The 12,217-nt window shown below is 65.0% G+C and carries 7 protein-coding genes and 1 riboswitch; of the genes, 2 read left to right on the top strand and 5 right to left on the bottom strand.

Annotated elements, in window-relative coordinates; genetic code table 11:
• Window positions 1-6: 6 nt before the first annotated feature.
• The 4 genes from ACZK3J_RS18830 to thiC all read right to left on the bottom strand — a co-directional run bounded on the left by ACZK3J_RS18830 (window position 7) and on the right by thiC (window position 6,262).
• On the bottom strand, window positions 7-906 hold the full coding sequence (locus ACZK3J_RS18830; protein ID WP_032128400.1) for a helix-turn-helix transcriptional regulator: 900 nt from the start codon (window positions 904-906) through the stop codon (window positions 7-9).
• Window positions 907-1,021: 115 nt separating this feature from the next.
• On the bottom strand, window positions 1,022-3,346 hold the full coding sequence (locus ACZK3J_RS18835) for a winged helix-turn-helix domain-containing protein (RefSeq protein ID WP_049461386.1): 2,325 nt from the start codon (window positions 3,344-3,346) through the stop codon (window positions 1,022-1,024).
• A gap of 260 nt (window positions 3,347-3,606) precedes the next feature.
• Complete coding sequence (locus tag ACZK3J_RS18840) at window positions 3,607-4,278, bottom strand: ion channel (RefSeq protein WP_032128402.1); 672 nt, start codon at window positions 4,276-4,278, stop codon at window positions 3,607-3,609.
• 139 nt (window positions 4,279-4,417) lie between these two features.
• Window positions 4,418-6,262: a phosphomethylpyrimidine synthase ThiC gene (thiC, locus tag ACZK3J_RS18845; RefSeq protein ID WP_049461385.1), complete on the bottom strand. Its 1,845-nt coding sequence runs from the start codon at window positions 6,260-6,262 to the stop codon at window positions 4,418-4,420.
• 82 nt (window positions 6,263-6,344) lie between these two features.
• Window positions 6,345-6,446, bottom strand: a riboswitch (TPP riboswitch).
• 245 nt (window positions 6,447-6,691) lie between these two features.
• On the opposite strand from thiC, the gene ACZK3J_RS18850 reads away from it, so the two are divergent.
• On the top strand, window positions 6,692-8,269 hold the full coding sequence (locus ACZK3J_RS18850; protein ID WP_049461383.1) for a BCCT family transporter: 1,578 nt from the start codon (window positions 6,692-6,694) through the stop codon (window positions 8,267-8,269).
• A gap of 558 nt (window positions 8,270-8,827) precedes the next feature.
• Here the strand turns inward: ACZK3J_RS18850 and ggt are convergent.
• Window positions 8,828-10,621 (bottom strand): gamma-glutamyltransferase, encoded by a 1,794-nt coding sequence (gene ggt, locus ACZK3J_RS18855; protein WP_223224664.1) that lies wholly within the window; start codon window positions 10,619-10,621, stop codon window positions 8,828-8,830.
• 612 nt (window positions 10,622-11,233) lie between these two features.
• Between ggt and ilvC the strand changes: the two genes are divergently transcribed.
• A complete protein-coding gene (gene ilvC, locus ACZK3J_RS18860) occupies window positions 11,234-12,208 on the top strand; it encodes a ketol-acid reductoisomerase (protein WP_014038401.1) in 975 nt (324 codons plus the stop codon).
• The last annotated feature ends 9 nt before the right edge of the window (window positions 12,209-12,217 follow it).

Here is a 12,217-nt window from a genome sequence, read left to right on the forward strand (position 1 = left end):
AGCACGTTACGATTGCGTTGCAGCGCTGTATTTGCGCGAACCAACCGGAGACTTTGCAGATTGTGGCGGCAGCAAGCCGCCGTTCTCCCTGAAGCGCGATGCGGACTGGCCGTAGCGGGCGCGGAACGCACGCGCGAAGCTGCAGCAGTTGTCGAAGCCACTGGCTGCAGCAACTTCGCCGACCATCATGTCGGTGTCACGCAGCAGGTCGGCAGCGCGCTCAAGGCGCAGCCGCGCCGAAAGCGACTGCGGGCTTTCCTCGTACAGGCTCTGGAAGGTCTTGGAGAGATACCAGCTGGAGAAGTTGGTCAGCTCGGCCAGTTCACCGATGCGCACCACGCGGTGGCTGTTGCCTTCCAGGTACAGGCGGGCGCGCTGCATGCGGCCGAACACCTGGCGCTTGCGGCTGCGCGAGCGCCCCGGGCAACGCTGCACGTTGTCGGCCAGCCCACGCTGCAGGCCCGCCAGGTGCAGCAGCAGCGGGCGCAGTGCCTGTGCCGGCTGGCCACTGGCCAGCGCATCGCGCCACAGGCGCAGCGCAACGCGGGCATCGCCACGGTTCATGCGGCCACGCCCGGCATACAGACCGCAATCGGCCATCTCGGCCAGCACGCGCAGCGCTTCGACCGTCAGGTTCAGGCCAACGCACAAGCCGTTGCGACCGGCCTGCACCAGCGGCCGCGACTCCTTCTCGAAGGCGATCCACTCGCCCTGGCGCAAGCGGAAGCGTCCTTCCTTGGCTTCCACCCAGGAGCTGCCGCGCACCTGCATCCACACAGTGAAGCTGCTGCCTGCGGTCTGCAGGCTGCCGAGCCGGGCCACGCCCAGGCAGGTCGGCGCAGCATCGTCGAGCGACCGGTCCAGAGAGACGGTTTGGCCGCGATCGGCCAGCGAGAGTTGACGCATGGGGGCACCACGGATTTGCCTAGTACAGGCCTCCGTTTTGCCAAATCAGGCGGCACCACGTCAGGAAAGTCAGACGAGATCGCCACGAATTCGCGGCGAGGTCGCCACGAAGAAATTACGAAGGCCCATTTCCGTTGAACAACAACAACTTGGAGAACGCCGGAAGCAGCGTCGGCGAGCGCTCGGGCAAACGCATCACACCGATGTCGGCACCGTCGCTGACCGCCATTGCCACGAACAGGGTGCGCCCATCGGCGCCGGCACTCAGCCCGTTGCCGGCACTGAGGCGTTCCGCATCCAGGCAGCGTTCCGGTTCCTCGCGCCCGGCCTGGATCAGCACCAGTGTCGTACCGCAGCGGGTGGACGTACCGAGATAGCCGATCGCACTGTTGCCGGCCACGGTCCAGGCCCGGTACCGCCACCGGCTGGGCTGGTCATCGCTGATCTGCTGCACGCTGCCTGGCGCCAGCGCCGCATCCACCGACCACAGGCCGCCTGCCGCCAGGCGGGTGAACAGCACACGCCCGCTGCTGCGATCGAACCGCGCCTGAGACACGCCCTCGATGCTGGCAAGGCGGCGCCAAGGCTGCACGCTTCGATCAAACAGGCTCAGCCGGGTCTGTTGCTGGTCATCGCGCTCGACTACCAGCAGCTGGTCCGGGTTTGCGCCGTACAGTGCCTGCAGCGGCTGCTCCGACGGTACCGGCAACGGCTGGACGCGTTCGTCACGTGGGGCGATCTCATAGACCACCGTGCGTCCGTGTTCGTCGCGCCCGACCACCAGCAACCGCCGGCTGTCGGCCGACCAGTCCGGTGCCTGACGTGCCTCAGGCCGCAATCCTTCGATAGGCCGCAGCGAATCGGGGCGCTCCATGTCCGCCCACCACAGCGCGAAGCTGCCTGAACGATCGGACGTGAACACCAGTTGGCGTCCATCCGGCGCCGCCATCGGCTGCCCATCCCGGCCGCTGGACGCAAACAAGCGCTGCGGGGGTGAACCGCCCTCCATCGGCACCTTGAAGATGCCGAACTGCGCGCGGCGGTGAACGAAGGCCAGCATGCCCGCGCGGCGCGCCGTCGCCGGCCATTGTGCGTCGTCGAGCCCGGCGTCGCGCAGCGTGCGGCTCTCGACGTCCAGGTAGTACAGGCGCACCTCACTGTCGACACGGCGTCCAAACACGATCGTCCGGCCATCACGCAACCAGGCCCAGCCACGCAGTTCAGCGGCCTCGTTGGTCAGCTGCTCGGGCGTGCCACCCGCGGCCGGCATGCGCCACAGGTCGCCCAGCTGCGGATTGCGCACGAATACCAGCCACTTGCCATCAGGCGAGTAGCGCGGCGCATAGTCGAAGTCATCCTCGGCGACACCGTAGTCCAGCGCCTCCCATTGGCCACTGGCCAGATCAAGCTTGCGGATGCCGCGATGGGCATAGCGCCCCACCATGCTGCCGAACACCAGACCACGGCCGTCCGGCGTCCAGTCGAAACTGAGCAGCTCGGTGCCATCGCACCGTGTGGCCTGGCGCAGGGCACCACCGGTCGCGCTGGCGATCAGCACCTGGCAACCGCCGTTGTTGCTGAACCGCGCGAAGGCGATCTCGCGTCCATCCGGCGACCAGCTCGGGAAGCGATCGACCGAGCCGGCCGGCGGAGCCAGCAGCTGCCGTGCAGGCGCGTTGCCGGAGGTCTGCACCTTGATCGCACCACCGCCCTGCCCGTCTTCGTTGGCGCCCTCATAGGCCACCAATGAACCATCGGGTGAAAGCGTGGGATAGGTTTCAAAGCCGCTGGTCGCGGTGATCAACCGATAGGGACGCTGCGGGCTGCCGATCACGCGCGTGCCGTTCTCCACGGCCGCGTCCACAGCTGAACTGCTGGCCGGTGCCCGCCGCAGCAGCAGCGCGGTCAGCACCACCACCGTGGCCAGCATCAGCACGCCCAGCACCAGCAGTACGCGCCGGCGGACGTGGCGCCAGCGGCGGCGCGATGCCTGCAGGTGTGGCGGCATCACCTCGGCGATGGCCATCGCCGGTTGAATGTCCACGATTTCGTCATCGGCTCCCGCCGGCGGCGCCGGCTCGACATCGTCCAGTACCTGCACCGGCACCAGCAGGCGATAGCCGGTCTTGGCGATGGTCTCGATATAGGCCTGGCCGTTGTCGTCGTCGTTGCTGAACGCCTTGCGCAGCTGGGTGACGGCCTGGGTAAGCACATCATTGGTCGGCAGCGTGTCCGGCCAGACTTCCGCGAACAGTTCATCGCGGGTGACAACACGCCCCGGCTGGCGCAGCAGCACACGCAGCACGCCCAGCGCCTTCGGCGTCAGCCGACGCGGGCGACGCGCACCGACGACCTCGACTTCGCGCGAGGACAGAGTGACAGTGCACTCTCCTATCCGGATCCGATCGAATCCGGGGGGCTGGTTTTCACTGCTGTTCATTTTCCGCTACACAGTAGAGACAGGTCCGGGGCAGCGTTTGCCTTCGATACCCTCCCGTCCTGGGAACAGCAAAAAGCCAGACTCCGCACAAAGCATCGGCGCATACCGCAAAAACAATGAAGCGGGCAAATACTAGCCTATGCGGGTTACCTCGCCTATCGCGTGGTCGACATCCAGGCTCTCTCTCGCCGACGCATTCACATAATCTGCTGCACCATTCGCGCCCTGCGGGGCGCGAAATTTTTATCTGGCGTTCATTTTCACATGCGCCGCAGCATGGTCAATCCAACCAGTCGCGAAACCACCAAAGCTACGTACATCACGCCTGAAAACTGCTCCAGCATGACCAAGGCGCGCGCCTGCGGATGCAGTGGCACAACGTCGCTCAAGCCAACACCCGAGAGCAAACTGAAGCTCAGATAAAGAAGCTCCATCCAGGTGCGCTGCGCGCCACCACCGGTGCCCTGGAAACTGCCCGGATACCATTGCTGGCACACGGCGAAAGCAAACGCGAAGGCCCACGCCAGCAACGTGAATGTCGCACCTGCTGCGAACAGTTCATCGCGGGTGACTTTATGGTCCTGGAGCATGTAGGCGATGAGCGCACCGGCCGTATAGAAGTACAGCAGGCTTTCCAGCAGCTGCGCGGTGGTCAGCAGCGCACTGCGATCCAGCAGTGCGCCGGCCAGCGAGAACACCACCGAAGGAATGGCCAGCAGCAGTGCCAGCCAGGTGCCCAGCGGACTGCGCTGGACCACCCACAGCGCCAGGCCGAGTACCGCCATGCCGAACATGCCCAGCGCCGCACGGCCGCCGGCGGTGTCATCAAGTGCGGGATACAGCAGCACCGCGATCAACTGGGCACCCAGCAGCCAGGCCGAAGGATGGCGGCGGGCAATGGCCAGCCAGCGGGTGGTGATGGCAACGGGCATGGCGTCCTTTCCCCAGGGTGATGGGCGGAGGATAGCCGGGAGCGGCGTGATGAGCGGTAGTGCCGGCCACTGGCCGGCACTCTCCCTGGTCCCACGCACGACGGAATGCCGGCCGACGGCCGGCACTACCCGTTACACGTCAGCCCTGGTGATAGACCTCGGCGCCGGCGGCGCGAAACTCCTTCGACTTCTCCTTCATGCCGGCCTCGGCGTAGTCGCGCACGTCCTGGGTGATCTTCATCGAACAGAAGTGCGGGCCGCACATCGAGCAGAAATGCGCCAGCTTGTGCGCATCCTTCGGCAGGGTCTCATCATGGAATTCCTTGGCCTTCTCCGGGTCCAGCCCGAGATGGAACTGGTCTTCCCAGCGGAACTCGAAGCGTGCCTTGCTCAGCGCGTTGTCGCGCACCTGTGCGCCGGGGTGTCCCTTGGCCAGGTCGGCCGCATGCGCGGCGATACGGTAGGCCATGATGCCGTCGCGCACGTCCTGGCGGTTGGGCAAGCCGAGGTGCTCCTTCGGCGTCACGTAGCAGAGCATGGCCGTACCAAACCAGCCGATCATTGCCGCACCGATCGCGCTGGTGATGTGGTCGTAGCCCGGTGCGATGTCGGTGGTCAGGGGGCCCAGCGTATAGAACGGCGCTTCGCCACACTCGCGCAGCTGCTTGTCCATGTTCTCCTTGATCAGCTGCATCGGCACGTGGCCGGGGCCTTCGATCATGGTCTGCACGTCGTGCTTCCAGGCGATCTTCGTCAGTTCGCCCAGCGTCTCCAGCTCACCGAACTGCGCAGCGTCGTTGGCATCGGCGATGCAGCCCGGGCGCAGGCCGTCACCCAGCGAGAAGGTCACGTCGTAGGCCTTCATGATTTCGCAGATGTCTTCGAAATGCGTGTAGAGGAAGTTCTCCTTGTGGTGTGCCAGGCACCACTTGGCCATGATCGAGCCACCGCGGCTGACGATGCCGGTGACCCGCTTGGCGGTGAGCGGCACATAGCGCAGCAGCACGCCGGCGTGGATGGTGAAGTAGTCCACGCCCTGCTCGGCCTGCTCGATCAGTGTGTCGCGGAAGATCTCCCAGGTGAGTGCTTCGGCGCGGCCATCGACCTTCTCAAGCGCCTGGTAGATCGGCACGGTACCGATCGCCACCGGCGAGTTGCGGATGATCCACTCGCGGGTCTCATGGATGTGCTTGCCGGTGGACAGGTCCATCACCGTGTCACCGCCCCAGCGGATCGCCCACACCAGCTTCTCCACCTCCTCGGCAATGCCCGAGGACACGGCGCTGTTGCCGATGTTGGCGTTGATCTTGGTCAGGAAATTGCGGCCGATGATCATCGGCTCGCTTTCCGGATGGTTGATGTTGTTGGGCAGCACCGCACGGCCGCGGGCGATTTCGTCGCGCACGAACTCCGGGGTGATGATCTTCTGGATCGAAGCGCCGAACGCCTCGCCCGGGTGCTGCTGCAGCAGGCCGGCATCGCGGATCGCGTCCAGCCGCTGGTTCTCGCGGATGGCGACGAATTCCATTTCCGGCGTGATGATGCCGCGGCGCGCGTAGTGCATCTGGGTGACGTTGGCACCTGCACGCGCACGGCGTGGCAGGCTGCGCGCGGGGAAGCGCACCGCATCGAGCTTCGGGTCATGCTCGCGATCGCGACCGAACGAAGAACTCAGTCCTTCCAGCCGCTCGGTATCACCGCGTTCTTCCACCCAGCCGCGACGCAGTGCCGGCAAACCAGCGGACAGATCGATGCGCACCTCCGGATCGGTGTACGGGCCCGACGTGTCGTAAACGGTCACCGGTGCATTCTCTTCGCCGCCGAACAAGGTCGGCGTGCGGGTCAGCGCGATCTCGCGCATCGGCACCTGCAGATCCGGGCGTGAACCGGGCACGTGGATCTTGCGCGAGCCGGGAATGGGCCGGGTCACGGATTCGGAGAGTTGCTGGGCCTGTTGCTGCAGGGCGGAGAGCTGTGCGTTCATCGGGCATCGTCCAGGAAGGTCAGGGACGAAGCGGCGGCGCACTGCTGCCGCGCCAGGACGGTCCTTGGGCGGAGTCCGGGCATGGCTGCACTGCAAAGCTTCCCTACGCCGGTATGAGCCGGATCAGGTTCCAAGGGACTGTCTCAACCGTGGCCACATGGCCGCGGTACCCCCGCTTCTTGGTGTGCATTAGAGCATAGAACGCACTGCAGCTCCTGGTGGTTCCATCCACGCACGGCGTGGATCTGCTGTTTCTGTATTAACAGAACCGTGACATCGCATTCAGTAACGTGCACGCGCATCGTGCCGCTGCGGCCGGTGTTTCCCCGCCGCCTCCGCGGCCCCTGCCCGGTCTGTGCTGCATGTCGCCGGCCCCTCGCAGCAAGCTCTGCTCGCTCCCCTCAATCCCTTGATCGGAGAAGCTCCTTCATGGTGTTTCGCGTTTCCATCGCACTGGTTCTGCTTCTGGTGCTGCTTGCCGGTGTTGCACCCGGCCCCTTCAATACCGTGGTGCAGTCGGTACTGGCCGATGTCATCCGCAGTGTCGGCTGGCTCTATCTTCTGGTCGTGTTCCTGGCGCTGACTTTCCTGATGTACCTGGCATTCGGTCGCTTCGGCAACCTGCGCATCGGCGGTGAAGATGCCGAGCCGGAGTTCTCGCGCGCCAGCTGGATGTCGATGCTGTTCGCCGCCGGCATGGGCATCGGCCTGGTGTTCTGGGGCGCCGCCGAGCCGATTTCCCACTTCACCAAGCCTCCAGAAGGCCTCGCACCGCAGAGCATGGACGCGGCGCGGGCTTCGATGCGCTATGCATTCTTCCATTGGGGTCTGCATCCATGGGCAATCTACGCGCTGATCGGCCTGGCGATGGCCTGGTTCCAGTTCAACCGCAATGGCCGTGGACTGGTCAGTGACATGCTGCAACCGATCATCGGCCGGCACCATCGCGGCTGGATCGGACGCGTGGTCAACATCGCCGCGGTTGTTGCCACTGCCATTGGCGTGGCCACCACGCTGGGGTTCGGTACCATCCAGATCGCTGCCGGCATGGAACGCGTGTTCGGCCTGCACGCGGGTGTGCCACTGCAGCTGACCATCATCGCCATCGCGTTCGTGCTGTACATGGCGTCCACCGCCAGCGGAGTCGAGCGCGGGGTGAAGTGGCTGTCCAACTTCAACCTTGCGCTGGCCGCGCTTCTTGCGGCCACCGTACTGGTGCTGGGTCCGACCGGATTCATCTTCGATACGTTCACCACCACACTGGGGTCGTACCTCAACCAGCTGGTGACGATGAGCCTGCGCATGTCGCCGTTCTCGGGCAGCACATGGGTGGCGGACTGGACCATCTTCTACTGGGCGTGGTGGATTTCCTGGGCCCCGTTCGTCGGCTCGTTCATCGCGCGCATCTCGCGTGGGCGCAGCGTCCGCGAGTTCGTCATCGGCGTCGTGCTGGCACCCACGGTGCTGGGCTTCTTCTGGTTCGCGGTGTTTGGTGGTACTGCGCTGTGGGCGCAGATCTTCGGCCACGCCGACCTGGTGCAGGCGCTGGGCAATGGCTATGAAACGGTGCTGTTCACCCTGTTTGACAGCATGCCGCTGCCCTTGCTGCTTTCCTGCATCGCACTGGTGCTGCTGATGATCTTCTTCGTGACATCAGCCGATTCGGCGGTGCTGGTACTGGCCAGCATGTCCACTGACGAGGCAGGCGATCCGCCGTTGAAGCGCAAGCTGGCCTGGGGCATCGCGGTGGCGCTGATTGCAGCGGCGTTGCTGCTGGCCGGTGGCCTGGATGCACTGCAGGGCATGATCACGATTGCGGCGTTGCCATTCGCGCTGCTGATGGTGCTGGTGATGGTGTCGCTGTACCGGGTGCTGGACCAGGAGTACACGCGCGAGCGGCGGCAGGCGCAGCGCCAGCGGCACATGATCGATGCGTGGATCGCGCGCGAGATGGCGGCTCAGGAGGAGACCCCGGCGGAGGCGGCGCGCGCGCACGATCAGGATTGAGTGGGTTTTGCAGCCTGCGGCTGCACCGCTTTTTCAAGCAAGTGCAAATTCAAAAGCCAGGGCAGCTCTGGGTTTCTGCTGGTTGGGCGGGGCGGTGTGGGTAGGCAGGACACGCCGTAAACCCGTCCCTGGGGGCTCGATGGCGCCATCCATGGCGCCAACGGTCCTGCCCACCCACACCGCCCCACCCCCGACAGGTTACGTGTGACGGTTGGTCCATCCACGCCATGCGTGGATGAGGTGTATCGGAAAACAAGAAGGGGTCGGATTCGTTTTCCTGTGGGAAACGGATCCGACCCCAACCCACAGCACGCGGCTGTTGCCGTTGCCTTTGCTCTTGATCTTCTTTTTTCTTTTCCTGCGGTGATGGACACGGAAACTATCCGTGGCCGGGCGGGTGGGCTGGGCGGGGGTGTCCGCGGCATGGATGCCGCGGCCAAGCCTCCAGGGACGGATTCACGGCGTCCCCCGACCAGCCCACCCGCCCGGCCCAATCACATGATCCCGCTTCCACGAACCATCACCGCGGAGGGGGCTGCGCCCGGTGGCCGGGAAACCTCAATACCCCGCCGCCTGCCCATCCTTTCGACTCTCAGACGCACCGTAGTAAACGCCGGATTCCGGATCACGCATGATCGCCTGATACCCGCCATACGGACCATCGGCGAACACGATGCGATGTCCCTTGCGCATCAACGCACGCACCGTCTCATACGGGAAGCCGGTTTCCAGATTCACCTCACCACCGTCGGTCATCGCCGTGGCCTGCCCGGTCGGTTCGGTCGAGCCTTCATGCTGGATGCGCGGTGCATCACCGGCTTCCTGCAGGTTCATGCCGAAATCCACCAGGTTCATCACGATCTGCGCGTGGCCCTGCGGCTGCATCGCGCCGCCCATCACGCCGAAGCTGGCGTACGGCTTGCCACCCTTGGTGATGAAGGCCGGAATGATGGTCTGGAACGGGCGCTTGCCCGGCGCATAACCGTTGGGATGATTCTTCTGCAATACGAACATCTCGCCACGGTCCTGCAGGATGAAGCCCAGCCCCGGCGGCACCATGCCGCTGCCCATGCCGCGGTAATTGGACTGGATCAGCGACACCATCATGCCGTCGGCGTCGGCCACGGTCATGTAGATGGTGTCGCCCTCTTCCAACTGCTTCGGCGTGCCCGGCTGCACTTCCTTCAGCGCCTTGTCCATCGAGATCAGCGCGCGACGTTGCGCGGCGTACTCCTTGGAGATCAGCTTCTGCACCGGCGCCGGCTGGAACGCCATGTCGGCATAGAAGCGCGCACGGTCGGCGAAGGCCAGCTTCTTCGCTTCGACAAACAGGTGCACGTGTTCCGGCGATCCGAACGGGATCTTCGAGAAGTCGTAGCCTTCCAGCACGTTGAGGATCTGCAGCGCGGCGATGCCCTGGCTGTTCGGCGGCAGCTCCCACACGTCGTAGCCACGGTAGTTGCTGCTGACCGGTTCGACCCACTCACCGTGGTGGTCGGCCATGTCCTGGTAGCTCAGGTAGCCACCGTTGGCCTTGAAGTAGTCGCCGATGGTGCGGGCGATATCGCCCTTGTAGAAGGCATCGCGGCCGCCGTCGGCGACCTTCTGCAGCGTGCTGGCCAGGTTCGGGTTCTTCCACATCTCGCCCTTGCGCGGGGCGTGGCCGTTGATCGTGAACTGTTCCTTGAAGCCCGGGTACTGCGACAGCTTGGGCACCGAGCGGTCCCAGTAGTAGGCGATCACCTCGGCCACCGGATGGCCCTCGCGGGCGTAGCGGATCGCCGGCGCCAGGTTGTCGGCCATCGGCTTGCGGCCGAAGCGGTCGTGCAGCGCGAACCAGCCGTCGACTGCGCCGGGCACGGAGACCGGCAGTGGGCCGGTAGGCGGGATGTCCTTCAGGCCACGGCGTTGGAACTCGGCCAGGGTCAACGACTTCGGCGAACGGCCCGAACCGTTGTAGCCATAGAGCTTCTGCGTCTTCGGGTCCCAGACGATGGCGAACAGGTCGCCGCCGATGCCGTTGCCGGTGGGCTCCATCAGGCCAAGCGCGGCATTGGCGGCAATCGCCGCGTCCACCGCCGAGCCACCGCCCTTCATCACGTCCAGCGCGATCTGGGTGGCCAGCGGCTGCGAGGTGGCGGCCATCGCATGCGGGGCGATCACCTCCGAACGGGTGGCGAAGGTGTGGCCGGTGATGCGGTCGGCGGCGGAAGACAGCGCGGGCACGGAGGCCAGTACAGCGGCGGCCAGCAGGGAACGGGCAAGGCGTCGGGACACGGTCGGGTTCCGATGGAAGGGTGGTCCCTCGATCTTCGCCGCTGCGGCCTTCATGCGGTATCGGGCAGAGGTCATGGACGTTGATCCTGGGATGGGGGCGGAAGGTCCGCACCCACCAAGGTGAAAATCCGCCGGATTCCGCGCAAAAACCGCGCTGAAAGGAGTGAATTCCGGTTCACCGAAACACTTTCAGCGGCAACCATCCTTGTGCCACAAGCGATTGCGCTGGATGCAGCGGAAACCGATAAAAATTCCATCGCGAGGGTTGACATCGCCGAAACGGCTGTGTTTCTCTCGATCACATGTTGCATCACAACACGCCACCGCGAACACACATCGTAGCCGCCGACACCGGCGCCGCCTCGCTGCGTTCGATTCTTGTGCTCGTACTTATTACCCAACCAACAGGTGCGGGACGAGCCAGCGTGTAAGCAACAAACACACCGGAACTCTTCAAAAACCCGCACCCGCCCCGGTGCGGGTTTTTTCATTTCAGGACCTGGTTTCAGACGCAACCACCATGCACAACGCCCAACGCAAAACCCGGACCCACACCACCACGATGCCTCGTGGTGGCTGTGCCTGTGCGATGCGCGGCGCCCCCTCCACCGCTTTCCCCTGACCGGCCGGCACGTCACCTCGACGACCGGCCGTTCTTTTTTCTTCCCACCGCAAGGAACCTCCCCCATGAGCACCAACGACCTGCCCCAGACCAAGATCGCCGTCATCGGCTACGGCAGCCAGGGCCGCGCCCACGCACTGAACCTGCGCGAATCCGGCTTCGACGTGGTGGTAGGCCTGCGTCCGGGTGGCCCGACCGAGGTCAAGGCACAGGCCGATGGCTTCACCGTGAAAGCACCGGCCGACGCGGTGAAGGATGCCGACCTGGTTGCCGTGCTGACCCCGGACATGGTGCAGAAGAAGCTCTACGACGACGTGCTGGCCGCGAACATGAAACAGGGTGCGGTGCTGTTGTTCGCGCACGGCCTGAACGTGCACTTCGACATGATCAAGCCGCGCGAAGACCTGGATGTCGTGCTGGTCGCGCCCAAGGGCCCGGGTGCGCTGGTGCGCCGCGAGTATGAAATCGGCCGTGGCGTGCCGTGCATCTGGGCGGTCTACCAGGACAAGAGCGGCAAGGCGGCCGAGTACGCCCTGGCCTATGCGGCCGGCCTCGGCGGCGCCCGCGCCAACCTGATCCAGACCACCTTCAAGGAAGAGACCGAGACCGATCTGTTCGGCGAACAGGCGGTGCTGTGCGGTGGTGCCTCGGCGCTGGTGCAGGCCGGTTTCGAAACCCTGGTCGAAGCCGGCTACCAGCCGGAGATCGCCTATTACGAAGTGCTGCACGAACTGAAGCTGATCGTGGACCTGTTCTACGAAGGCGGCATCTCGCGCATGCTGGAGTTCATCTCCGAGACCGCGCAGTACGGCGACTACGTCAGCGGCCCGCGCGTGATCGACGCCGGCACCAAGGCACGCATGAAGGAAGTGCTGAAGGACATCCAGGACGGCACCTTCACCAAGAACTGGGTGGCCGAGTACGAAGCGGGCCTGCCGAACTACAACAGGTTCAAGCAGGCCGACCTGGAGCACCCGATCGAGAAGGTAGGCAAGGAACTGCGCGCCAAGATGGTCTGGTTGCAAGGACAGGCCGCGTAACCGCGCGGC

The sequence above is a fragment of the Stenotrophomonas sp. 86428_Sma genome (assembly GCF_056481585.1).